General features: G+C 74.9%; 20 protein-coding genes. 10 read left to right on the top strand and 10 right to left on the bottom strand.

Annotated elements, in window-relative coordinates:
* Positions 1-5 precede the first annotated feature (5 nt).
* The gene (locus tag ACFPBZ_RS04145; RefSeq protein ID WP_378034732.1) at positions 6-485 is read right to left on the bottom strand and encodes an SRPBCC domain-containing protein; all 480 of its coding nucleotides are present in this window, start codon (positions 483-485) and stop codon (positions 6-8) included.
* Positions 482-817 (bottom strand): ArsR/SmtB family transcription factor, encoded by a 336-nt coding sequence (locus ACFPBZ_RS04140; protein ID WP_378034731.1) that lies wholly within the window; start codon positions 815-817, stop codon positions 482-484. The genes ACFPBZ_RS04145 and ACFPBZ_RS04140 overlap by 4 nt, the downstream gene beginning before the upstream one ends.
* A 69-nt stretch (positions 818-886) precedes the next feature.
* Here ACFPBZ_RS04140 and ACFPBZ_RS04135 point away from each other — a divergent pair, with 69 nt between their 5' ends.
* Complete coding sequence (locus ACFPBZ_RS04135; RefSeq protein WP_378034730.1) at positions 887-1,678, top strand: methyltransferase domain-containing protein; 792 nt, start codon at positions 887-889, stop codon at positions 1,676-1,678.
* On the opposite strand, the gene ACFPBZ_RS04130 is transcribed toward ACFPBZ_RS04135, so the two are convergent.
* On the bottom strand, positions 1,617-1,835 hold the full coding sequence (locus ACFPBZ_RS04130; RefSeq protein WP_378034729.1) for a hypothetical protein: 219 nt from the start codon (positions 1,833-1,835) through the stop codon (positions 1,617-1,619). The two genes, ACFPBZ_RS04135 and ACFPBZ_RS04130, sit on opposite strands and share 62 nt — an antisense overlap.
* A 232-nt stretch (positions 1,836-2,067) precedes the next feature.
* On the opposite strand from ACFPBZ_RS04130, the gene ACFPBZ_RS04125 reads away from it, so the two are divergent.
* Together ACFPBZ_RS04125 and ACFPBZ_RS04120 are read left to right on the top strand one after the other, a co-directional pair.
* The gene (locus ACFPBZ_RS04125; protein WP_378034728.1) at positions 2,068-3,582 is read left to right on the top strand and encodes a 1,4-alpha-glucan branching protein domain-containing protein; all 1,515 of its coding nucleotides are present in this window, start codon (positions 2,068-2,070) and stop codon (positions 3,580-3,582) included.
* Positions 3,579-4,811, top strand: a complete 1,233-nt coding sequence (locus ACFPBZ_RS04120) for a glycosyltransferase family 4 protein (RefSeq protein ID WP_378034727.1) — start codon at positions 3,579-3,581, stop codon at positions 4,809-4,811. Before ACFPBZ_RS04125 ends, ACFPBZ_RS04120 begins: the two co-directional genes overlap by 4 nt.
* Positions 4,812-4,813: 2 nt before the next feature.
* Here ACFPBZ_RS04120 and ACFPBZ_RS04115 read toward each other — a convergent pair whose 3' ends face one another.
* A complete protein-coding gene (locus tag ACFPBZ_RS04115; protein ID WP_378034726.1) occupies positions 4,814-5,521 on the bottom strand; it encodes an acyltransferase in 708 nt (235 codons plus the stop codon).
* 29 nt (positions 5,522-5,550) lie between these two features.
* On the opposite strand from ACFPBZ_RS04115, the gene ACFPBZ_RS04110 reads away from it, so the two are divergent.
* Positions 5,551-6,390 carry a ribokinase gene (locus tag ACFPBZ_RS04110; protein ID WP_378034725.1) on the top strand — a complete coding sequence of 280 codons (840 nt, stop codon included), beginning with the start codon at positions 5,551-5,553 and terminating at the stop codon, positions 6,388-6,390.
* On the top strand, positions 6,387-7,334 hold the full coding sequence (locus ACFPBZ_RS04105; protein WP_378034724.1) for a nucleoside hydrolase: 948 nt from the start codon (positions 6,387-6,389) through the stop codon (positions 7,332-7,334). The genes ACFPBZ_RS04110 and ACFPBZ_RS04105 overlap by 4 nt, the downstream gene beginning before the upstream one ends.
* A gap of 24 nt (positions 7,335-7,358) precedes the next feature.
* Here the strand turns inward: ACFPBZ_RS04105 and ACFPBZ_RS04100 are convergent, their stop codons facing one another.
* Genes ACFPBZ_RS04100 through ACFPBZ_RS04085 form a run of 4 tightly spaced genes read right to left on the bottom strand, consistent with a single transcriptional unit; the run spans position 7,359 to position 11,175 of the window.
* Positions 7,359-8,552 (bottom strand): class I SAM-dependent methyltransferase, encoded by a 1,194-nt coding sequence (locus ACFPBZ_RS04100; protein ID WP_378034723.1) that lies wholly within the window; start codon positions 8,550-8,552, stop codon positions 7,359-7,361.
* Positions 8,553-9,512 (bottom strand): class I SAM-dependent methyltransferase, encoded by a 960-nt coding sequence (locus ACFPBZ_RS04095; protein WP_378034722.1) that lies wholly within the window; start codon positions 9,510-9,512, stop codon positions 8,553-8,555.
* Positions 9,512-10,291, bottom strand: coding sequence for an enoyl-CoA hydratase/isomerase family protein (locus ACFPBZ_RS04090; protein ID WP_378034721.1), 780 nt, complete (start codon positions 10,289-10,291; stop codon positions 9,512-9,514). Before ACFPBZ_RS04090 ends, ACFPBZ_RS04095 begins: the two co-directional genes overlap by 1 nt.
* Positions 10,292-10,323: 32 nt before the next feature.
* Entirely contained in the window at positions 10,324-11,175 is an 852-nt protein-coding gene (locus ACFPBZ_RS04085; RefSeq protein WP_378034720.1) for an ABC transporter ATP-binding protein, read from the bottom strand.
* A 65-nt stretch (positions 11,176-11,240) separates the two neighbouring features.
* Here ACFPBZ_RS04085 and glgX point away from each other — a divergent pair, with 65 nt between their 5' ends.
* Together glgX and ACFPBZ_RS04075 are read left to right on the top strand one after the other, a co-directional pair.
* Positions 11,241-13,313, top strand: a complete 2,073-nt coding sequence (glgX, locus tag ACFPBZ_RS04080; protein ID WP_378034719.1) for a glycogen debranching protein GlgX — start codon at positions 11,241-11,243, stop codon at positions 13,311-13,313.
* Positions 13,314-13,493: 180 nt separating this feature from the next.
* A complete protein-coding gene (locus ACFPBZ_RS04075) occupies positions 13,494-14,402 on the top strand; it encodes a DUF559 domain-containing protein (RefSeq protein WP_378034718.1) in 909 nt (302 codons plus the stop codon).
* A 176-nt stretch (positions 14,403-14,578) separates the two neighbouring features.
* Here ACFPBZ_RS04075 and glgP read toward each other — a convergent pair whose 3' ends face one another.
* Complete coding sequence (gene glgP / locus ACFPBZ_RS04070; RefSeq protein ID WP_378034717.1) at positions 14,579-17,104, bottom strand: alpha-glucan family phosphorylase; 2,526 nt, start codon at positions 17,102-17,104, stop codon at positions 14,579-14,581.
* Between the two features lie 1,559 nt (positions 17,105-18,663).
* Here glgP and ACFPBZ_RS04065 point away from each other — a divergent pair.
* Positions 18,664-20,739 (top strand): alpha-1,4-glucan--maltose-1-phosphate maltosyltransferase, encoded by a 2,076-nt coding sequence (locus ACFPBZ_RS04065; protein WP_378034839.1) that lies wholly within the window; start codon positions 18,664-18,666, stop codon positions 20,737-20,739.
* Positions 20,740-20,806: 67 nt separating this feature from the next.
* On the opposite strand, the gene ACFPBZ_RS04060 is transcribed toward ACFPBZ_RS04065, so the two are convergent.
* Positions 20,807-21,364, bottom strand: coding sequence for a TetR/AcrR family transcriptional regulator (locus ACFPBZ_RS04060; RefSeq protein ID WP_378034716.1), 558 nt, complete (start codon positions 21,362-21,364; stop codon positions 20,807-20,809).
* An 87-nt stretch (positions 21,365-21,451) separates the two neighbouring features.
* Between ACFPBZ_RS04060 and ACFPBZ_RS04055 the strand changes: the two genes are divergently transcribed.
* Positions 21,452-22,657 carry an FAD-dependent monooxygenase gene (locus tag ACFPBZ_RS04055; RefSeq protein WP_378034715.1) on the top strand — a complete coding sequence of 402 codons (1,206 nt, stop codon included), beginning with the start codon at positions 21,452-21,454 and terminating at the stop codon, positions 22,655-22,657.
* Between the two features lie 63 nt (positions 22,658-22,720).
* Complete coding sequence (locus tag ACFPBZ_RS04050; RefSeq protein ID WP_378034714.1) at positions 22,721-23,233, top strand: FxsA family protein; 513 nt, start codon at positions 22,721-22,723, stop codon at positions 23,231-23,233.
* Positions 23,234-23,250 lie beyond the last annotated feature (17 nt).

The raw sequence follows: 23,250 nt of genomic DNA, 5'->3' as shown, positions 1-23,250 counted from the left end.
GAGGCTCAGGCGGGCAGCGTCGCGCCCTCGGCGACGGCGGCCAGCTGCGCGGCGACGCTCCCCCAGCCGTCCTCGAACCCGAGCTCCTCGTGCCGGGCACGGTCGGCCGGGTCACCGTGCTGGACGACGATGCGGTACGCGGTGCCGTCGGGGTGCTCGCCGAACGTGATCTCGGCCGTCATCGCCACGGGTGCGGGCCGGGTCGGCCGTCGGCCGCTGTCGAGCGCGTTGGTGAACACGAGGCGCTCCATCTCCTCGACGACGACGAAGCAGGCGTCCATGTGCGGCACGAAGACGCCGCCGTCCTCGCTCATGCGCGTCACCATGCCTCCTCCCGGCCGCACCTCGAGCCGGTCCACGCGGCAGTGCAGAGGAGCGGGCAGCCACCACGTCGCGAAGGCCGAGGGATCGGTCCAGGCGTGCCACACGGTCGCTCGCGGCGCCTTGATGACCCGCTCCAGGGCGAGGTCGAGATCGGGGTTCACGGGTTCTCCTCGGGATCGGTGACGAACTGTTCGAGCCGGTCGGTGCGCTCGTCCCACAGCTGCCGCTGCTCGTCGAGCCAGCCGGTGACCAGGGCGAGACGGGCGCGGTTGAGCTCGCAGGTGCGGACCCGGCCGGCCTTGGTGGTGCGGATGAGGTCGGTGGCCTCGAGGGTGCGGATGTGCTTCAGGAAGGACGGGAGGGCCATGGGGACGTCCCGGGCGAGGTCGCCGACCGATGCCGGCCCACGACCCAGCCGCGTGATCACCCCTCGTCGTGTCGCGTCGCCGAGGGCGGCGAAGACCCCGTCGAGCGACTCGTCCTGCAGTGCCACGCGGACGAGTCTGGCGCCGCACAACACTTAGCGCAAGAGCTAAGTGTTGCCGGGTGCGAGGATCGGGCCGTGGAGGACACGCTGCCGCTGACCGGGGAGCGCACGATCCCCGGGATCGCGCACGAGAACTACTGGTTCCGCCGGCACGAGGCGGTCTACCTCGCCCTGCTCGACGACTGCCGCCATGCCCTCGTCCTGGAGGCCGGCGTCGGCGAGGGCTACGGCGCGGCGATGCTCGCCGAGGTGGCCGACCGCGTCGTCGGGCTGGAACTGGAGACGGAGGCCGCCTCCCACGCCGTCCGGCGCTACGGGCTCGCCGTGGCGCGCGCCGACCTGCAGGCGCTGCCGCTGCCCGACGCGTCGGTCGACGTCGTCGTGAACCTGCAGGTCGTCGAGCACCTGTGGGACCAGCCGGGGTTCCTGCGCGAGTGCGCCCGCGTGCTGCGCCCCGGCGGGCGGTTGCACTGCTCGACGCCGAACCGCCTCACGTTCTCGCCGGGCAACGGTCCCGACGACCGCCCGCTCAACCCGTTCCACACCCGCGAGCTCGCGGCCGCGGACCTGCACGCGCTGGTGACCGACGCCGGGCTGGAGGTCACGACGATGCGCGGGCTGCACCACGGCGCCGCGCTGCGCGACCGCGACGCCCGCCACGGCGGGTCGCTCGTCGACGCCCAGGTGGCGCTCGCCCTCTCCGGCGAGCCCTGGCCCGCGGCGCTCTCGGCCGACGTCGCGGCGGTCGCGGTCGAGGAGTTCGACCTGCGGACCGAGGACGTGGACGCCTCGCTGGACCTGGTGGTCAGCGCCGTACGGCCGGGGCCGGAGCGGGAGCGGGCTTCTCCCACAGCTCGCCGCCGGTGAGCACGTAGACGAACGGCACCACCGGCACGAGCGCGAGGACCGCCCAGACGAGCTTCGCGGTCCCGCTGAGCTCGGGGCGGACCATGATGTTGAGCCAGACCAGCACCACCGCGATCGGGTGCAGGAAGCAGACGAGCAGTTCGGCGATCTTCTTCATCTCAGTGCCGCCTCGTGCGGGCGGTCCTGGAGCGACCGCCGGGTCCGGTCGACCGTAGCGACGCCGACCACTCGCCGACACCCTGCGCGACGAACGGTTCCGGAACTGATGCCCCACCCGGCCCAGTGACCTCGACCGGCAGTCACAGCGCGTCGCGCCCGTACCGTCGGGCACCGCGGGACGGTCGCCGTCTACCCCTCGGTAACCTGCCCGGACAGCGACGAGGAGGGTCATGAGGAGCGAGGGCACGTTCTGCCTGGTCCTGCACTCCCACCTGCCCTGGCTGGCCCGCCACGGCGCCTGGCCCGTCGGCGAGGACTGGCTCTACCAGGCCTGGGGGCACTCCTACCTCCCCGTCGTCGACGTCCTGCACCGTCTGGCCGAGCGCGGCCACCGCGACGTCCTCACCCTCGGCGTCACCCCGGTGCTGGCCGCCCAGCTCGACCACCCCTACTGCCTGCGCCAGATGCACTCCTGGCTCGCCGACTGGCAGCTGCGCGCCCACGCCGCCCACCCCCACCTGCCCGACACCGCGGTCCGCGAGCACCGGGCGGCCGGCGCGGCCCTGGAGTCCTTCGAGCGCACCTGGCGCCACGGCGCGTCCCCGGTGTTCCGGGGGCTCGCCGACGCCGGCGTGGTGGAACTGCTCGGCGGCCCGGTGACGCACCCCTTCGGCCCGCTGCTGCCCGGGCGCGTGCGGCGCTTCCTGCTCGACGGCGGGCTGCGCGACACCGCCCGCCGCCTCGGGGCGCGCCCCGAGGGGATCTGGGCGCCCGAGTGCGGCTACGCCCCCGGCATGGAGCACGACTACGCCGCGGCGGGCGTGCGCCGCTTCCTCGTCGACGGTCCCGCCCTGCACGGCGACACCGCGGCCGCGCACCCGGTCGACGGCACCGACGTCGTCGCGTTCGGCCGCGACCTCGAGGTGACCTACCGCGTCTGGTCGCCGCGCGCGGGCTACCCCGGCGGGCCCGACTACCGCGACTTCCACGCCTTCGACCACGCCTCGGGCTTCAAGCCCGCCCGCGTCACCGGGAAGCGGGTCACGGAGAAGGCGCCGTACGAGCCCGAGCGGGCCGCGGCCGCCGTCGAGCGCGACGCGGACGACTTCGTCGCGACGGTCGTCCGTCGGCTCCGGGGCCTGCGGGAGCGCCGGAGCGGCCGCCCCGGCCTCGTCGTCGCGGCCTACGACACCGAGCTGTTCGGGCACTGGTGGCACGAGGGCCCGGCGTGGCTCGAGGCCGTCCTGACGAGGCTCCCGGAGGCCGGCGTGCACGTCACCACCCTGCGCGGCGCGGTCGAGGCCGGGCACGTGGAGGAACCGGTGGTGCTGCCGGCGTCGTCGTGGGGCTCGGGCAAGGACTGGCGGGTCTGGGACGGCGCCGCCGTGCGCGACATGGTCGCGGACAACCTCGACGTCGCGCGTCGCCTCGAGGCCGCCGTCGACGGGGTGCCGCGCTCCCCCGCCCGCGACGCGACCCTCGACGCCCTCGCCGTCCAGGCCGCGCTCGCCCTGTCGAGCGACTGGGCGTTCATGGTCACGAAGGACTCCGCCGCCCACTACGCGCGCCGCCGCGCCGCGCAGCACCGCGACCGGGTCCGCGAGCTCACCGACCTGCTGCCCGCGGGCCGGCACGACGAGGCCCTGCGGCGCGCCCGGCAGTTCGCCGCCCAGGACGACCTGTTCGGCCACCTCGACGCCCGGGCGCTCGCGCGGACGCGGAGCCGGGCGCTGGTGACCGCGTGAGGGTCCTGCTGGTCTCCTGGGAGTACCCGCCGGTGGTGGTCGGCGGGCTCGGCCGCCACGTCGGCGCCCTCGCGACGCACCTCGCCGACGCGGGCCACGAGGTCGTCGTGCTGACCCGGCAGCCCACCGGCACCGACGCCTCCACCCACCCGACGACGGACACGGTCGTCGAGGGCGTCCGGGTGCTGCGGGTGGCCGAGGACCCGCCGCACCTGGAGTTCGTGCGCGACCTCGTCGCCTGGACCCTCGGGATCGGGCACGCGATGCTGCGCGCGGCGACGACGCTGATGCGCGACTGGCACCCCGACGTCGTCCACGCGCACGACTGGCTCGTCGCGCACGCCGCGATCGGCCTGCGCGAGCTCACCGGGGCGCCGCTGGTCGCGACGATCCACGCCACCGAGGCCGGGCGGCACGGCGGCTGGCTCTCGGCGCCGCTCAACCAGCAGGTGCACTCGGTGGAGTGGTGGCTCGCCAACGCCGCCGACGCCGTGGTGACCTGCTCGCACGCCATGCGCGAGGAGGTCGCCGGGCTCTTCGACGTCGACCCCGAGGGCGTCACGGTGCTGCACAACGGCATCGACCCCCGCCCGTGGTCCGACGGCGCCGATCCGGCGGGCGGGGCGCCGGTGCTGGTGACGTTCGGGCGCCTCGAGTGGGAGAAGGGCATCCAGGACGTGATCGCGGCGCTCCCCGCGATCCGCGGCGCCCACCCCGGCACGCGGCTGATGGTCGCGGGCACCGGGTCGCACGCCGGCTGGCTCGCCGACCGGGCCCGGGAGGCGCGGGTGCGCCGGGCGGTGGTGATGCTCGGGCACGTGGCCGACGACCGCCTCGTCTCGCTGCTCTCGAGCGCCTCGGCCGTGGTGCTCCCGTCGCGCTACGAGCCGTTCGGCATCGTCGCGCTGGAGGCCGCCGCGGCCGGGGCGCCGCTGGTGGCCTCGCGGGCCGGCGGGCTCGGCGAGGTGGTCCTCGACGGCGTCACCGGTCTCTCCTTCGACCCCGGCGACGTCGGTGGCTGCGCGCGGGCCGTGGTCGCGGCGCTCGACGACCCCGTCGCCGCCCGGCGCCGGGCCGAGGTCGCCCGCGACCGGCTGACCACCGACTTCGCCTGGCCCGCCATCGCGGCCGACACCGTCGCGCTCTACCGCGCGACGCCTCGTCGGGAACGCCCCGAGCCTCTCGGCCGGCCGAAGATCCCGGGCGGGAACGTGTTCGGCCGCCCCTGAGGTCAGGACCGCGTCCGGGCGGCCTCCGCGGTCTTGCGGGCGATGTCGGCGAGCGCGGCGCGCTCCGCGGCGGCGGCCTCGTAGTCGGCGACCCGGTCGCGGACCACGCGCGCCGGCGCGCCCACGGCCACCGCGTGGTCGGGGATCGTCCCGCGCACCACGGCGTGCGCGCCGAGCACGCAGCCCCGCCCGACGACCGCTCCGCGCAGGATCGTCACCTTGGTGCCGACCCACGTCTCCGGCCCGACGCGCACCGGGGTCTTGACGATGCCCTGGTCCTTGATCGGGGTGTGGATGTCGGCGTAGCGGTGGTCGAAGTCGCAGACGTAGATCCAGTCGGCAAGCAGGGTGGCGTCGCCGAACTCGATGTCGAGGTAGCCGTTGATCGTGTTGTCGGCCCCGAACACGGCCTTCTCCCCGATCCGCAGCGAACCCTCGTGGCAGCGGATCCGCGTCCGGTCGCCGATGTGGGTGAAGCGCCCGATCTCCAGGCGCCCGAGCCCCTCCCGGCACTCCAGCTCCACGCCGCGGCCGAGGAACACCAGCCCCTTGAGCACGATGTGCGGCTGACGGACCCGGACCTTCAGCAGGCGCCAGTAGCGCACGAGGTACCAGGGGGTCCATGCCCGGTGGCGCACGATCCAGCGCAGCGAGGCCAGCGAGACGAGCCGTGCCTGCTCCGGGTCGTTCCGGGTCGCCCATCCGCCCACCCGCGGAAGGGTACGGGCAGGATGGCGCGGTGATCTCGGTGGCCGTGGTGGGCAGCGTGAACCTCGACCTCGTCGCCCGGCTGGAGCGTCTACCCGGCCCCGGCGAGACCCTCACCGCGCACGACGTGACCCGGGTGCCGGGCGGCAAGGGCGCGAACCAGGCGCTGGCCTGCGCCCGTCTGGGTGCCTCGGTCCGGCTGGTCGCGGCCGTGGGCTCCGACCCGCTCGCCGACGAGGCCCTCGCCCTGCTGCGCGACGGGGGTGTCGACCTGAGCGGCGTGGTGGCGGTGGACGCGCAGCCCACCGGCACCGCGATGATCCAGGTCGACGACCAGGGCGACACCACGATCGTCGTCGACACCGGCGCCAACGGGACGCTCACCCTCGACGGGCCGCCGGAGGCCGACGTCGTCCTGACCGTCCTCGAGGTTCCCGACGAGGCCGTCGCCGCGGCCATGGCCGCCACCGGGTTCACCGTGCTCAACGCCGCCCCCGCCCGGGAGGTCCCCGAGGCCGTGCTGCGGACGGTCGACCTGCTGAGCGTCAACGTCGACGAGCACGAGGTCCTCTCCCGCACCGCCGACCTCGACGCGCTCCCGGCCGTCGTCGTGACCCGCGGCGCGTCCGGGGCCACGCTGTACCGCCACGGCTCCGTGGCGGCCGAAGCGGTGCCGCCGGAGGTCGAGGCGGTCGACGGCACCGCCGCCGGCGACGCGTTCACCGCGGCGCTCGCCCTGGCGCTCGTCGAGGGTCTCGACGACGAGGCCGCGCTGCGGCGGGCCTGCACGGTCGGCGCCCTGACCGCCACCCGGGCCGGCGCGCAGCCTGCCCTGCCCACCCGCTCCGAACTCGAGGAGTTCTCCGCGTGACACCGCTGATCATCGACACCGACCCGGGCGTCGACGACGCGTTCGCCCTCGCCGTCGCGGCCCTGGCCCCCGAGGTCGACCTGCGGGCGGTGACCTCGGTGCACGGCAACGTCGGGGTGGAGCAGACCACGCTGAACGCCCGGCGCCTGCTCGGCTCGTTCGGCCGGCCCGACGTCCCCGTGGGCCGCGGCGCCGACCGCCCCCTGGTGCACGTGCTCGACCGCCGCGCCGACGACGTCCACGGCGGCGACGGCCTCGGCGGGCGCTCCGAGGACTTCGGCCCGGCCGTCGACGAGTCGCCGCTGCGGGCCGTGGCGCTCATGGCCGCGGTGCTCGAGGAGGCGACCGAGCCCGTGACGATCGCCGCGATCGGGCCGTTCACCAACGTCGCGACCCTGCTCTCGGCGCGGCCCGACCTCGAGTCGCGGATCGGCCGGTTCGTGCTGATGGGCGGGTCGATCGCCTACGGCGGCAACGTCACCGCGGCGGCGGAGTTCAACGTCTGGGGCGACCCGGAGGCGGCGCGCCGCGTGCTCGCCGGGTCGACGGTGCCGACGACGCTGGTGCCGCTCGACCTCACGATGCGCATCACGCTCTCCGCCGAGTGGCTCGACGACCTCGCGGAGGCCTCCCCGATCGGGGCGGCCCTCTCCTCGACCCGCGAGGCCTACCTCGCGGCGTACGCGGCGCGGTTCGGGACGCCCGCGATCGCGGTGCACGACGCGGTCGCGGTGCTCGAGGCGATCGTCCCGGGGACCGTGCAGACGATGCCGGTGCCGGTCGACGTCGACACCTCGAGCGGCCCGGGGCGCGGCGCGACGATCGCCGACATGCGCGGGTCCGAGGCGGTCGAGCTCGGCCGGCCCGTGGACGTCGCGCTGGACGCCGACGCCACGTTCGTCCGCGCTGAGCTGCGTCGCCGGTTGTGCGCTCCGCGCTCGTGAGCACTTAGCGGGGCTATAGCCCCGCTAAGTGCTCACGAGTGCATCGCACACATAGGCCTGCGCACCACGGCCCACCCGGGCGAGGACGACCGTCGCCGCGTTCGGCCCGGCGAGCTTGAGGCGCGGACGCAGCCGGTCGGGCTCGACGTCGAGGCCGCGCACGAGGATCTCGACCCGCCCGACCTCGCGGCGCCGCAGCGTCTGCCGCAGGGCCTTCTCGCCGTACGGCCCGTGCTCGAGCACCCGGAACGCGCGGATTCCCGACGGTGGCCGTGGTCCGGTCAGGTAGGCCAGGTGCGGGTCGAGCTGGGCGAGGCCGTGGCGGGCCGCGTAGTGGCGCACCAGGCCCGCCCGCACCACCGCGCCGTCGGGGTCGACGAGCCAGGCGTCGACGTCGGTGACCGGGCAGGTGTCGTCGTCGAGGTCGGTGAGCTCGTCGCCCTCCCCCGCGGTCCGGAGCACCGTGGCGCGACGGCGCGGGGCATCGTCGGGAACCAGCCCGGCCGACCACAGCGCCGCCTCGCGCACCCGGCCGTCGAGGGAGACCAGCTCCACCTCGCGGGCCCAGGGGACGAGGCCGAAGTCGAGGCCGGGAGCGGTCGAGACGACAAGATCGTGGCGGCGTCTGTGACGTTCAGTGTCAGCATGGCCGCAGTGCTGACACAGCAGGTCGAGGCGCGGGGCCATCTCGGACGGGCGCCGCACCCGCCGACCCGAGGCCGTCCGCCGGGCCGGGTCGGCCACCAGGATCGAGTCGCGGGTGACCGGGGCGAGGGCGTCGGCACGCACCAGGCGGGCGCCGGGCAGGTTCGCGCGGGCCATCGCGAGGCGGACCGGGTCGAGGTCGGAGCCCACCACCCGGTCGAGCACCGCTGAGAGCGTCGCGACCTCGACACCCACCGAGCAGGTCACGTCGTGCACCACCCGGCCGCCGGCGACCGCGGCGATCCGGCGCGCCCGGTGCTCGGCGACCGGCAGCGCGGTCGCCTGCTCGAGGGCGTCGGCGGTCCACAGCCAGCCGTCGGGCAGCCGGCCGCGGGCCCGGGCGCGCAGCAGCGCCGTCTCGAGCAGCGCCGCCGCGTGCTCGTCGCCCACCCGGCGACGAGCCGCGGCGACGTCGGCGAGCCGGTCGCCCGACGGGGCGAACGCCTCCAGCGCCGCGCGCCCCGCGGCCGTCGTCAGGAAGGCGACGTCGGCCGCGGAGAAGCCGTAGGCCACCTAGAGGGCGTCCGGCGGCGCCGGCTTCACCCCGGTGACCAGGGCGTTGTAGAACAGCCCCCGCGGGAGGACCCGCGAGAGCACGTGCTCGTCGAGCCACGAGAGCCGCTGCCAGCCCCGGTAGGCGAACATCGCCCACGGGAACCCCAGCTTCTCCGGGGGCACGGCCGCCTCGAAGGTCCGCACCGGCCAGCCGAACAGGGCCGCGGCGAACTCCTCGGTGACGCACCGGACGTCGACGGCGCCGGCCCCGAGGGCGAAGCGCTCCAGGCGCTCGGGGTCGAAGACGTGCTGGTCGACGACCGCCTCGAGCGCGGCGGCCCGCGACGACTCGTCGAGCTCCGCCTGCGGACGACGCCAGCCCTGCAGCGGGCCGAGCTTCGTCAGGGTCGTCGTCGCCCACCACGTCGCCTGGCCGAGCTTGCGCGCGTACAGGTCGCCGATCCGCGTCGGCTCCCCCGCGAACACGAACCGCCCACCGGGCTTGAGCACCCGGAGGATCTCGCGGAACGCCTGGTCGAGGTCGGGGATGTGGTGCAGCACGGCGTGCCCGACGACGAGGTCGACGGAGTCGTCCGGCATGGGGATCGTCTCGGCGTCGGCGACCTTCCCGTCGACGTCGAGCCCGAGGCCCTCGGCGTTGCGGACCGCGACCTCGACCATGCCCGGGGACAGGTCGGTCACGGTGCCGCGCTTCGCGATCCCGCCCTGCATGAGGTTGAGCAGGAAGAACCCCGTGCCGCTGCCCAGCTCGAGCGCGTGCTCGAACGGGCCGTGGTCGGGCGAGACCGCCCGGAAGCGGTCGACCGCGAAGGTGATGCAGCGCTCGTCGTACGAGATCGACCACTTCTCGTCGTACGTGCCCGCCTCCCAGTCGTGGTAGAGCACGTTGGCGAGCTTGGGGTCGTTCCGCGCCGCGTCGACCTCGGCCTGGGTCGGGTTGGCGTTCGGGGCGGCCATCAGCGGCCCAGGAACTGGGCCTTGCCGGGCCCGTTCTCGATGAAGCTGCGCATCCCGATCACCTGGTCCTCGGTGCCGAACAGGGCCGCGAACACCTCGGACTCGAAGTCGAGGCCGTCGCGCAGGTCCATGCCGAGACCCCGGTCGACGGCCGCCTTCGCCGCCGCGTACGCGCGGGTCGGGCCGTTCGCGAACTGGCCGGCCCACGCGGTCGCCCGCGAGAGGACCTCGTCGGGGGCCACGACCTCGTCGACGATCCCCAGCTCCAGCGCCTCGGGCGCCTTGACGAAGCGGCCGGAGAAGATCAGGTCCTTCGCCTTCGCCGGCCCGATCAGCCGGGCGAGGCGCTGGGTGCCGCCGCCGCCCGGGATGATCCCGAGCAGGATCTCCGGCAGGCCGACCGTGGCGTTGTCGCCGGCGATCCGGCGGTCGCAGGACAGCGCGATCTCGAACCCGCCGCCGAGCGCGTAGCCGGTCAGCGCGCAGACGGTCGGCTTCGGGATCTCCGACACCGCGCCGAACCCGTGCGAGAGCTCGCGGCTGCGGGCCGCCATCTGCGCGTAGGTGAGGTCGGCCATCTCCTTGACGTCCGCGCCGGCCGCGAGGGTCTTCTCACCGCCGTAGACGACGACCGCGCGCACGTCCTCGCGCTGCGCCGCCTCGGAGGCGATCTGGGCCAGCTCGATGTTCACCTGGCGGTTCACGGCGTTCATCGGCGGACGGTCCAGGCGGATCGTCCCGACCCCGCTCTCGACCTCGAGTCGCACGAACTCGGTCACGTCTGCTCCTTCAGGTAGATGCCGATCAGACCCTATCGGCGGTATGCGGAGAACCGGCCGCGGCGGCTCAGCAGCTCGAGCGGCTGGTCGAACGCGGCGGACAGGTTCTCCGAGGTCATCACGTCGTCGAGCAGGCCCTGCGCGACGATGCCGCCCTCGCGCAGCAGCATGCCGTGCGTGAAACCCGGCGGGATCTCCTCCACGTGGTGGGTGACCATCACCATCGTCGGGCCGTCGGGGTCGGCGGCGAGCGCGGTCAGCCCGGCGACGAGGTCCTCGCGGCCGCCGAGGTCGAGCCCGGAGGCCGGCTCGTCGAGCAGCAGCAGCTCCGGGTCGGTCATCAGGGCGCGGGCGAGCAGGGTGCGCTGGCGCTCGCCGCTGGAGAGGGTCCCGTACTCGCGGTGGGACAACCGGTCGGCGCCGAGCACCTCGAGCATCGCCTCGGCGCGCCCGTCGTCGAGCGCGTCGTAGGTCTCGTGCCAGGTGCCGAGCACCCCGTAGCCCGCGCTGCGCACCACGTCGAGGACGGTCTCGTCGGCGGGGACCCGCCCGGCCAGCGACGCCGACGCGAGCCCGATCCGCTCACGCAGCTCGAAGACGTTGACCCGGCCCATCCGCTCGGAGAGCAGGTCGACCGTGCCCGTCGTCGCGTGCATCTCGGCAGCGGCCAGGCGCAGCAGCGTCGTCTTGCCGGCGCCGTTCGGGCCGATGACCACCCACCGCTCGTCCAGCTCGACGGTCCAGTCGATCGCCCCCAGCAGCGTGTTGCCGCCGCGGCGCACCGAGACGCCGCGCATCCGCACGATCTCGTCGGCGTGCGGGCGGTCGTCGGCGAGGTCGCCGGGGGTGGTCGGGGGGACCGGCTGGGCAGTCACAGTGGCCATCCTCTCCGATCCGGGTCGGCGCGAGCGTGCCGGGGACCGGTGGGTATCGGGCACCATCTCCCGTCATGCGTACCTCCAGCCACTCGGGTACCGACCGTCGCGGTGTTCGGCTCGCGGAGGACGGGACCCTGTCGGTCCTCGTGCCCGCCACGACGACCGCGGAGGCCGTGGAGGTGTGCCTCCTGGACGGGAGACGAAGCGGAGCGGAGCTCGACCCGGGTGGGGAGCGGCGCATCGAGCTCGTTCCCGACGAGGCCGGCTGGTGGCGCGGCACGGTGCCCGACGTCGCGCCCGGGACCGGCTACGGACTGCGGGTCCACGGCCCGTGGTCGCCCGCCACGGGGGTCCGGACGAACCCGGCGAAGCTGCTGGTGGACCCGTGGGCGCGGCAGGTCGGGGGCCGGTTCATCGACCTCGACGCGGCCCTGGCCTACTCCGGCGACCCGTTCACCGGCGCCGTCTCCACCGTCGACTCGGCCGGGCACGTGCCGTACGCGCTGGTCCCGGCGCCCGAGGGCATCGTCGGGAAGGACCGTCCGGACGTCCCCTGGCGCGACACCGTGCTCTACGAGACCCACGTGCGCGACCTGACGATGCGCCACCCGGAGGTGCCGGCGGAGCTGCGCGGCACGTTCGGCGGCGTGGCGCACCCGGCGGTGCTCGAGCACCTGACGCGGCTGGGCGTGACGACCGTGGAGCTGCTGCCGGTGTTCGCGAACGCCCCCGAGCCCTCGCTGATGGCGCGCGGACGGCGCAACCACTGGGGCTACTCGACGCTGGCCTACCTCGCCCCCGAGCCGCGGTACGCGGCGGTGCCCGGCCGGGAGATCGCCGAGTTCCGGGCGATGGCCGACGCGCTGCACGCCGCCGGGCTCGAGCTGGTGCTCGACGTCGTGTTCAACCACAGCTGCGAGGGCGGGGTCGACGGGCCGTCGCTGTCGTGGCGGGGGCTCGACGGGCCGGGCTGGTACCAGCTGGGCCCCGACGGCCGCGACATCGACTTCACCGGCTGCGGGAACACCTTCGACGCCGGGTCGCCGCTGGTCACGGCCCTCGTCGTCGACTGCCTGCGGTACTGGGTGACCGAGATGGGCGTCGACGGCTTCCGGTTCGACCTGGCCTCGACGCTCGGCCGTCCCGGCGGCTCGGGGTTCTCGCGCGACGCCCCGCTGCTCGTGGCTCTGGCCGAGGACCCGGTGCTCTCGCAGGTGAAGCTCATCGCCGAGCCGTGGGACTGCACCGGCGAGGGCTACCAGGTGGGTGGGTTCGGACCGGTGTGGGCGGAGTGGAACGGGCGCTACCGCGACGGGGCGCGCGACTTCTGGCGGGGCCACGGCGCGGTGTCGGAGATCGTGACGCGGCTGGCGGGCTCGTCGGACATCTACTGGCCCCGCCGCGGCCCGGCGGCCTCGGTGAACTTCGTGACCGCGCACGACGGCTTCACCCTGCGCGACCTCGTCTCCTACGACCACAAGCACAACGAGGCCAACGGCGAGGACAACCGCGACGGCACCGAGGACAACCGCTCCTGGAACTGCGGGGTCGAGGGGCCCTCGACCGACCCGGCGGTGCTCTCCCTGCGGGAACGCCAGATGCGCAACCTGCTCGCGACGCTGGGCCTCTCGGCGGGCACCCCGATGCTGCTCGGCGGCGACGAGCTCGGCCACACCCAGCACGGCAACAACAACGTCTACTGCCTGGACGACGAGACGTCGTGGCGGGACTGGTCGTCCTCGGAGCTCACGGGGTTCGTGTCGCGCGTGCTGGCCCTGCGCCGGTCGGTGCCCGAGCTGCGGCGCGACGACTTCTTCTACGGCCACTCCGACCTGGCCGTCGGCGAGGTGCCCGACATCGTGTGGCTCGCCGAGGACACCCGCGAGCTCGGGGCGGAGGACTGGGGGCGGCACCGGGAGACGCTCGTGGTGCGGGTGCGCTCGGCGTCGTCGCTGCTGATGGTGCTCCACGCGGGGACCGGCCCGGTCGACGTGCAGCTCCCGGCGTGGCTGGGCGACCCGGCGTGGGTGCCGGAGCTGACGTCGGGCACGGCCGACGGGGCGCCCGACTCGATGGAGCCGGTCGCGGCGGGGTCGGTGGTCACCGTGCCGGGGCGGACGTTCCTGGTGTTCCGCTCGGCGTAGGCGCCCGGGTCGGCCCTCGCCGGCCCCGTGATCGGCAGGGCGGGCCAGGTCAGGGTGTCAGCGCGGAGATCTCGTTCCCCGGCGCGGAATGGGGCCGGGACCGATCGGTCCGCGCCGTCCGACGAGATCTTCGACGAATCTCGGTGGAACCGCGGGAGCCGTGCGGCACTCCGAGCCGGTATGAGTAGGGAATCGGAGTACCGGCTGCGTCTGCTGATGAGCCGTCAGGACGGCCTCGTCACCCTCGACCAGGCCCGCGACCACGAGGTCAGCCGCGAGGCTGTGCAGCGACGGGTCGCCGCGAAGGAGTGGATCCGGGTCGGGTACCGCGTCTACCAGGACGCCTCCCACCAGCCCAGCGATCGGGCCACCGTTCGCGCGGCGATGCTCTCCCTGGGCGAGGACGCCGTACTCGTCGGGGCGGGCGCCGCGTGGTGGTGGGGTCTCCGGGAGGACCGACCCCGCCGGTTCCGGATAGCGATCGGCGAGGACCACGGCCGGCGGCGTCGGCCGGGCGTCCAGCTCGTCCGGCGGACGGTGCCCGCGAGCGACCGCACGACGTACCGGGGACTCCGCGTCACGACGACCGTCGCCACCGTCCTGGACGCTGCCGTCGAGCTCGGGACCGCCGAGGGCGCGAAGGTCTTCGACGCCGCCCTGCAGCGGCGGAAGGTCACCGTCGGCGCCCTCCGCGCGGGACGAACCCGTCGCTCGGGCCGGCCCGGCGCCACCCTCCTCGCGAGGTTGGTCGCCCTGGCCGCCGGCGGTGCGGTCTCCGAGGCGGAACGCGTCGCCCACGGCCGTCTGCGACTCGCGGCGGTCGTCGGGTGGGTCGCGAACCTGCCGGTCGAGGTCCCGGGCTTCGGCCGGGTGGTGCTCGACATCGGGTTCCCGGACCAGAAGGTGTTCGTCGAGGTCGACGGTTGGGCCTACCACCGCGACCTGCGCGCCTTCGTCCACGACGCCGCCCGCCAGAACGCCCTGACCGCGGCGGGATGGACCGTCATCCGCACGAACTGGCACGAGCTCACCGGCAGCCCCGAGGCCTTCGTCGCCGCGCTCCGCCGGGTCCTGGCCGAGCGATCCTGAGCAAGATCTCGTCGCGCGGCGCGGAATGGGGTCAGGACCGATCGGTCCGCGCCGCTCGATGAGATCTTCCACCGACCTGGGCGGCCGCCACCGACCCCGACCCCACCCGGCCGCAGCGACCCGGCCGCGGGACCCCGACGACGGACCCGGCCCCGGGCCCGTCGTCGGAAAGCCACCTACGCCGGGAGGACCACCTTGCCGAGCTCCACCGGCGAGGCCAGCAGCTCGTTGGCCGGCAGCACCCGCACCGTGTAGCCGAGCACCCCTGCGTGCGGGAGCGCCACGGTCACCTCGAACAGGTCGGAGCTCCCCGACTGCCCGACCGCCGTCATCGGCTCCACCACGGACGCCGAGAGCTCGTCGGCGTCGTCGGCACGCCCGACGACCGCCTGCACCAGCACGTCGTGCGGCTCCAGCCCGCCGAGCTCCACCGAGGCCCGCACCGTCATGGGCGCGCCGAGCACCGGGGTGTCCGCGGCACCGGAGGCGTCGACCTCGGCGACCCGCACCGACGGCCACGCGGCGTCGAGGCGCGCCCGGTAGTCGGCGAGCTCCTTGGCGCCCGCGAACCCGCCGGCGGTGACCTGCGCCGCCGCCCGGGCCGCCGGGGCGTACCAGTCGGTGACGTAGTCGGTGACCATGCGCGTCGCCTGGACCTTCGGCGAGAGCGTGGCGAGGGTGTGGCGGACCAGCGTCGTCCAGCGGTCGGGCACCCCGTCGGCGCCGCGGTCGTAGAACAGCGGCGCCACCTGGGTGGACATCAGGTCGTAGAGGGCGGCGGCCTCGATGTCGTCGCGGCGGTCGGGGTCGTCGACGCCGTCGGCGGTGGGGATCGACCAGCCGTTGCGGCCGTCGTAGAGCTCGTCCCACCAGCCGTCGCGCACCGAGAGGTTGAGCCCGCCGTTGAGGGCGGACTTCATCCCGGAGGTCCCGCACGCCTCCAGGGGGCGCAGCGGGTTGTTGAGCCAGACGTCGCAGCCCCAGTAGAGGTAGCGGGCCATCGACATGTCGTAGTCGGGCAGGAAGACGATGCGGTGGCGGACGGCCGGGTCGTCGGCGAAGCGGACCATCTCCTGGATGAGCCGCTTGCCCGAGTCGTCGGCGGGGTGCGACTTGCCGGCGATCACCAGCTGCACCGGGCGCTCGGGGTCGAGCAGCATCGCCTTCAGGCGCTCCGGATCGCGCAGCATGAGGGTGAGGCGCTTGTAGGTGGGGACGCGGCGGGCGAAGCCGATCGTCAGCACCGACGGGTCGAAGATGCGCTCGGTCCAGCCCAGCTCGGGCTCGGAGGCGCCGCGCTCGAGCCACGAGCGCCGCACCCGGCGACGCACCTCGTCGACGAGGCGGGCGCGCAGCGTGCCGCGCATCTCCCACAGCAGCGCGTCCGAGACGCCGAAGAGCTCCGGACCCGCCCCAGAGGCGCCGGACGTCAGGCCGAGCATCTCCCGCGCGGTCCAGGTGGGGCCGTGGACGCCGTTGGTCACCGAGCCGATCGGCACCTCCGGCGCGTCGAACCCGCCCCAGAGCGACGAGAACATCCCGCGGGAGACCTCGCCGTGCAGCTTCGAGACGCCGTTGGAGCGCTGGGCCAGACGCAGGCCCATGTGCGCCATGTTGAACATGGCGGGGTCGGGCTCCCGGCCGAGCGCGAGCACCCGGTCGACGGGGATCCCCGGCAGCAGGTCGCCGGAGAAGTAGTGCTCGACGAGGCCGATCGGGAAGCGGTCGATCCCGGCGGGCACGGGCGTGTGCGTGGTGAACACGGTGCCGGCGCGGACGGCGGCGAGCGCCTGGTCGACGTCGAGCCCCTCGCCGGTCACGAGCTCGCGCATCCGCTCGAGCCCGAGGAAGCCCGCGTGTCCCTCGTTCGTGTGGAACACCTCGGGCGCCGCGTGGCCGGTGACGCCGCAGTAGGCGCGGACGGCCCGCACCCCGCCGATCCCGACGAGGATCTCCTGGCGCATGCGGTGCTCGGAGTCGCCGCCGTAGAGCCGGTCGGTGATCTGGCGCAGGTCGGCGTCGTTGTCCTCGATGTCGGCGTCGAGCAGCAGCAGGGGCACCCGGCCCACCGAGGCCACCCACACCCGCGCCCGGAGCACCCGGGAGTCGGGCATCGCGACGTGGACGAGCAGCGGCGCGCCGTCGGAGCCCGCCAGCAGGTGCAGCGGCAGGCCCTGCGGGTCGAGCGCCGGGTAGGTCTCCTGCTGCCAGCCGTCGAGCGAGAGCGACTGCCGGAAGTAGCCGGAGCGGTAGAGCAGCCCGACCGCGATGAGCGGAACTCCCAGGTCGGAGGCCGCCTTGAGGTGGTCGCCGGCGAGGATGCCGAGGCCGCCGGAGTAGTTCGGCAGCACCTCGGAGACGCCGAACTCCATCGAGAAGTAGCCGATGCCGGCGGGCAGGCCCGTCCGGCCCTGGTACCAGCGCGGCTCGGCCAGGTAGGTCTGCAGGTCCTCGGCGGTCTCCCGGACCCGCCCGACGAAGCCCTCGTCGGCCGCGAGCTCGGTCAGCCGCGCCGGGTCGACCTCCCCCAGCAGGCGCACCGGGTCGCCCCCGGTCGAGCGCCAGGCCGACTCGTCGAGCGAGGCGAACAGATCCTGCGTCGGACCGTGCCAGGTCCACCGCAGGTTCGTCGCGAGGTCCTGCAGCGGCGCGAGCGCGGCCGGCAGCTGGGCGCGGACGGAGAATCGACGCAGTGCTCTCACGGGGTCGAAGCCTAGGCAAACCCTCCCGACGCGCCGTCATCGCCCGTCGCGCCTGGATCGATTCGCTGGCTACCCTGCGTGGCGTGAGCGTGCTGGGGAGATGGTGGCCGTCCGGACGACGTACCGGCGAGGGCACCGACGAGGGTCCGGACACCGGGCGGAACGAGGGCTTCGACCTGCTGCCGAGCAGCGAGGGAGAGTCCGCGGGACGCCGTAGCGAGCCGTGGAGCGGGCGCTTCCGTGCGATCGTCACGGGCCGTCGTCCGGAGACGGACGGTCCCGACGACGACCGCGGTCCGGCCGCGAGCCCGGGTGACGAGCCGCGACGTGGGTCCGACGGGGCCGCCGCGGCCGAGGACCTCCCGCCGCGCTACGACCCCCGCGACCCGACCGGCCCCACCCGCCGGGTCACCGGCTGGGGATCGGCCGGCGAGGTCGAGCTCGGGCCGCCCCCGCCGCCCGACGCCCCGGTGAACCCCGGCGCCCCCTCGGGCCCGATCCCGCTGCCCGGCCACTCCCGCTCCTCGGTCGCGCTCGCCGACGACGGCCCCCGTCGCCGTCCCGACGAGTCCTCGATCGCCACCGGCCCGACGATCCCGTCGACGCCCGTCCCGCCGGTCCGGCCCCCGCGGCCCGCTCCCCCGGCCGCGCACCCCCCGGCCACGCATTCCCCGGCCACCCAGTCCCCCGCAGGCCGCGCCCCGACGGGACCCGCCGGTCACGCACCGTCGGCCCCCGCCCCGAGCGGCCCGGCCCCGGCCGCCCCCGCCTGGTCGCGGTCGTCGCCCACCGGCGGCTTCCGCGCGGTCGTGCCGCCATGGCGGCGACCGGTGGTGCCGCAGCCGGAGGGCTCCCCCGTCCGCGATGCCCGCGAGGACGCCCGCGACGACGCGCCCACCGCTCTGACCGGCCGTCCGACCGCTCCGGCCGCATCGAACCCGGCCGGTTCGGGTAGGGCGCGAGGTATGAGTCCGTCGTCATCCGATCGGCCGACCACCTCCGACGGTGCGTCGACGCCCACCCCGGCGCCGTCGCCGTCGCCCGCCACGCCCGCTCCCGCCGCTGCGTCGACCGGCCCGGCCGGGGACGCACCGACGGTCACGACGCCCTCGTACTCCTCGCTGCTCGGGCGCCACTCGCGCCCCGACGGCGAGGCCCCCGCCGACGACCTGCCCATCGGTGCCGCGGCGGCCGCGGCCGCCGCCGGGACCACGGCCGTCGTCGGGAAGACCGACGACACCCCCGCCGACGACACCCCGGCCGGCGACACCCCCGCCGACGAGACCCCCGACGAGACCCCGGCGCCCGTCGTCGCCGAGCACGACACCCCCGGCCCCGACTCCCCCGCGGAGGACACCTCCGCGGTCGAGGAGCCGGAGGTCGCGACCCCGACCACCGCCGAGACCACCCCCGACCCGACGCCCGAGCCGGCGCCGGAGTCCACGGTCGCCGCCGCGCTCGCGCAGGCCGACACCACGGCCGAGGCCGCCGAGCCCACCCCCGCGCCCACGCCGACCGTCGACCTCGCCACCGAGCGCGCCCGCCTCGCCGAGGGCCGGCTGGGGATCGACGACGTCACCCCCGAGGTGTCGGGCGGGCGGTTCCCGTCCAAGGCCGTCGTCGGGGAGGTCGTCCCCGTCTCCGCGACGATCTGGCGCGAGGGCCACGACGCGATCGCCGCGACTCTCGTCTGGCAGCGCTGCGAGCCGGTCAACCACGCCGACGCCGAGGCCGTGCGCACCGCCGGCGTGGTGGGCGCCGAGCGCAGCGTCCGCATGGTGAACCTGGGCAACGACACCGACAAGGCGGCCGCGAGCCTCGTGGCCGACGCCGAGGGCCTCTGGCGCTTCCGGGTCGACGCGTGGAGCGACCCGTGGGCCACGTGGGTGCACACCGTCGAGGTGAAGGTCGCCGCCGGTCAGGGCGCGGGCGAGCTCGCCAACGACCTGGAGAACGGCGCCCGCCTGCTCGACCGCGCGGCCGGCCAGATCGAGGACCGCGCCCAGGTCTCCGACGTGCCCGACCAGCCCGCCGGCGAGGCCACCGGGCCGATCCACATGCCGCCGTCGATCACGTTCGCCACGGCGTTGCGCGAGGCCGCGTCGTCGTTGCGCGACACCGAGCACGGTGTGATGGAGCGGCTCGCCGGGGCGCTGTCCGAGCCGGTCCGCCGGACGATGGTGGAGCGGCCGGTCCGCGAGCTCCTCACCCGCGGGGCCGACCACCACGTCCTCGTCGAGCGGGCCCGCGCCCTCGACGGCGCCTGGTACGAGTTCTTCCCGCGCTCCACCGGCGGGTGGGACGAGGAGGGCAACGCCGTCCACGGCACCTTCGCCACCTCGCACGCCCAGCTCGAGCGGGCCGCGGCGATGGGCTTCGACGTGGTCTACCTGCCCCCGATCCACCCGATCGGCACGGTCAACCGCAAGGGCCCGAACAACACGCTGACCCCCGGGCCGCAGGACGTCGGGTCGCCGTGGGCGATCGGCTCGGCCGAGGGCGGGCACGACGCGGTGCACCCGCGGCTGGGGACGATCGAGGACTTCGACGCGTTCGTCGCCCGCGCCCGCGAGCTCGACCTCGAGGTGGCCCTGGACTTCGCGCTGCAGTGCGCGCCCGACCACCCCTGGGCGGCGACCCACCCGGAGTGGTTCACGGTGCGTCCCGACGGGACGATCGCCTACGCCGAGAACCCGCCGAAGCGCTACCAGGACATCTACCCGGTCAACTTCGACACCGACCCCGACGGCATCTACCACGAGTCGCTGCGGGTGGTCCTGTACTGGCTGGAGCACGGGGTCCGCGTCTTCCGCGTGGACAACCCGCACACCAAGCCGGCCGACTTCTGGTCGTGGCTGATCGGGAAGGTCCACGAGGTCGACCCGGGCGTCGTGTTCCTGGCCGAGGCGTTCACGCGCCCGGCGCGGCTGTTCGGGCTCGCGAAGTCGGGCTTCAGCCAGTCCTACACGTACTTCACGTGGCGGACCGGGCGCGACGAGCTGCGCGAGTTCTTCGAGATGCACCGCGACCGCATCGACGAGGCCCGCCCGAACTGCTTCGTCAACACCCCCGACATCCTCCACGAGTCGCTGCAGACCGGCGGGCCCGGCATGTTCGCGATCCGGGCCACGCTCGCCTCGATGCTCGCCTCGAGCTGGGGGGTCTACTCGGGCTTCGAGCTCTTCGAGTGGCAGCCAGTCAAGGAGGGCAGCGAGGAGTACCTCGACTCGGAGAAGTACCAGCTCCGCCCGCGCGACTTCGACCGCGCGCTGGCCGAGGGGCGCAGCCTGCAGCCGTGGATCACGCGGCTCAACGAGATCCGCCGGGCGCACCCCGCCGTGCGCCAGATGCGGACGCTGCGCTTCCACGACACCGACAACGAGGCCCTGCTCGCCTGGTCCAAGTCCGACCCGGTCACCGGCGACATCGTCCTGGGCGTCGTCACGCTGAACCCGTTCGGCACGGAGGAAGGCACGGTCACCCTCGACATGGAGGCGCTCGGGCTCGACCCGTTCGCGCGCTTCGCGGCCTTCGACGAGGTCTCGGGGCAGGTCTTCGACTGGGGTCAGGCGAACTACGTCCGCCTCGAGCCGTGGCGCGACGTGGCGCACATCCTGCACGTGCGCACCCGCTAGGTCCCGACCGTCCGGAGCGAACGGCACTCTCGCTGCTTCTACGTGAGCGAGAGTGCCGTTCGCTGCGTCAGGGTCGGCCCGGCTGCAGCGCCCGCACCGCCGCGTCGATCGCCGGACCGCGCACCGCGGCCAGGTCGTCCCCCTCGAACACGATCACGGTGTCCTGCACGCCGCCGAGCGCGACCACGGCCCGCACCCGGTCGGCCGGGTCGTCGCTGCCGACCAGCACCGCGTCGACCCGCTCCCGCCAGTGCAGCATCCGCGGCGCGATCTCCGCGCGGGCGATGAGGGCCGGGTTGTGGATGAGCACGCGCACCACCTCGCGGTTGCGCAGGCAGAGCTCCCAGAACCGTTCGACGACCGCGCGGACGGCGGCCTCGTCGCCCGCGTCGACCGGCCGGCCCTCGAGCTCGTCGCCCAGCTCGCGGAGCTCGGCGAACATCGGGTCGACCAGCTCGCCGACCAGGGCGTCCTTCGACGCGTAGTGGTAGTAGAGCGCCGCCTTCGTGATGCCGATCCGCTCGGCGATCTCGCGCAGGCTCGTCGCCTCGACGCCGCGCTCCGCGAACAGCTCGAGGGCGGCGGCGCGGATCTCCGCCCGGGTGTCGACGGTCGCTCGGGGCACGGCAGGACCCTACCGGTCGCTTGCCAACCTGCCGCACGGTCAGTAACTTACCGTGCGGCAGGTAGTTCTCGAGCGAGAGGTCCTCCGATGACCAGCGTTCTCATCTCCGGCGCGAGCGTCGCCGGCCCCGTCCTCGCGTTCTGGCTGCGGCGGGCGGGGGTGGAGGTCACCGTCGTCGAGCGGGCCCCCGCCGTCCGCGGCGGCGGCTACCCCATCGACCTGCGGGGCGTGGCGGTCGACGTCGTCGAGCGGATGGGCCTGCTGGAGCGGGTCGAGGCGGCGCGCACCGGCACCCGGCACCTCACCTTCGTCAGCGAGCGGGGCCGCACGATCGCCGCGTTCGACCCGGCCACGCTCCTCGGCGAGCAGACGATCCGGGCGGTCGAACTGCCGCGCGGCGACCTCACGGCCGTGCTGTGGGAGGCCACCCGCGACGACGTCGAGTACGTCTTCGACGACTGCGTCGTCGGGCTCGACGACCGCCCCGACGGCGTGCACGTCGCCTTCCGCGACGGCGCGCCGCGGGTGTTCGACCTGGTGATCGGCGCGGACGGGCTGCACTCCGGGGTGCGGGCACTGACCTTCGGGCCGGAGGCGCCGTTCCGTCGCGACCTCGACGCCTGCTACGCCGCGTTCACGGTGCCCGAGACCTTCGGGCTCGAGCGCGAGGCGGTCATGATGAACGTCCCCGGCCGCAGCGCCACGCTCTACGCCGTCCGCGACCAGGCGCCCACCGCGATCCTCTCGTTCTCCGGCCCCACCCCCACGGTCGACCACCGCGACACCGAGGGCCAGCGGCGGCTCGTGGAACACGTGTTCGGCGGGATCGGCTGGCGGGTCCCCGAACTCCTCGTCCGGATGCGCACGGCCGAGGACTTCTACTTCGACACCGTGAGCCAGATCCGGATGCCGTCGTGGACGCGGGGCCGGGTCGGGCTGGTCGGCGACGCCGCGTACGCGCCGTCGTTCCGCTCCGGGCAGGGCACGAGCATCGCGACCGTCGGCGCCTACGTCCTCGCCGCGGAGATCGCCGCCCGTCCCGACGATGCCGCGGCCGCCCTGCCGGCGTACGAGGCGCGGATGCGGGACTTCGTCACCCGCAACCAGGAGCTCGCGACCTCCGGCGCCCGCGTCGTCTCCCCCGCGACCCCGCTGCAGCTCCACACCCGCAACGCCCTGTTCCGGCTCGCCCCCCTGCTCACGCGGTTCGGGGTCAAGGGCGGGGGCGGGGACATCGCCGGCGCCGCGACCGACCTCGCCCTGCCCCCGGCGCCCCGGGCCGTCGCCGCCTGATCTCGGGCACTTTCCGGACGGGCCGGGCGTTGGAGCAGATGAGTTCGCTCCCTGGAGGTCGCCGTGTTCGTCCTGTTCGCCCTGCTGGCCTACGTGGCCCTCGAGATCTGGGTCCTGGTCCTCGTCGGCCAGGCGATCGGGTTCCTCGGGCTGCTGGGGCTGCTGATCCTCTCCGCGGTCGTCGGGACCTGGGCGCTGCGCCGCGAGGGCCGGCGCTCGATCACCGAGCTCGGCCGGGCCGTGCGCTCCGGGCGCGCGGCCGAGGCCGAGATGGCCGACGGCATGTACGTCGCCCTCGCCGGGGTGCTGCTCGTGGTGCCCGGCATGCTCGCCACCCTCGCGGCGCTCGTCCTGCTGGTGCCGCCGGTGCGGCGGGCCCTCGCCCGCCGGGCCGCCGCCCGGGCGGTGCGCGCCGGGAGCGCGCGGCGGGGTCCGTTCGTGACGGTCGTGGGCGTCGGCGGCCCCGGTGGCGCACCGCAGCGCCCGGCGGCCGACCCCTGGGCCGGTCGGGTGATCGAGGGTCACGTGGCCGACCCGGACGAGACCGGGGCCGGGGGCGCGCGACCCACCCCGTGACCACTACCGTGAGCCTG

This window comes from Actinomycetospora atypica (assembly GCF_042653685.1).
GTDB classification, from domain to species: Bacteria; Actinomycetota; Actinomycetes; order Mycobacteriales; family Pseudonocardiaceae; genus Actinomycetospora; species Actinomycetospora atypica.
Note: the sequence above shows the minus strand (reverse complement) of the source record. Positions and strands in the feature narration are given on the sequence as shown.

Excerpts from the sequence above, each read along its gene's own strand:
- ACFPBZ_RS04130 (WP_378034729.1), bottom strand. The coding sequence starts at position 1,835 with ATGAAGAAGATCGCCGAACTGCTCGTCTGCTTCCTGCACCCGATCGCG.
- ACFPBZ_RS04125 (WP_378034728.1), top strand. The coding sequence starts at position 2,068 with ATGAGGAGCGAGGGCACGTTCTGCCTGGTCCTGCACTCCCACCTGCCC.
- ACFPBZ_RS04095 (WP_378034722.1), bottom strand. The coding sequence starts at position 9,512 with ATGGCCGCCCCGAACGCCAACCCGACCCAGGCCGAGGTCGACGCGGCG.
- ACFPBZ_RS04085 (WP_378034720.1), bottom strand. The coding sequence starts at position 11,175 with ATGGCCACTGTGACTGCCCAGCCGGTCCCCCCGACCACCCCCGGCGAC.
- glgX (WP_378034719.1), top strand. The coding sequence starts at position 11,241 with ATGCGTACCTCCAGCCACTCGGGTACCGACCGTCGCGGTGTTCGGCTC.
- ACFPBZ_RS04075 (WP_378034718.1), top strand. The coding sequence starts at position 13,494 with ATGAGTAGGGAATCGGAGTACCGGCTGCGTCTGCTGATGAGCCGTCAG.
- ACFPBZ_RS04055 (WP_378034715.1), top strand. The coding sequence starts at position 21,452 with ATGACCAGCGTTCTCATCTCCGGCGCGAGCGTCGCCGGCCCCGTCCTC.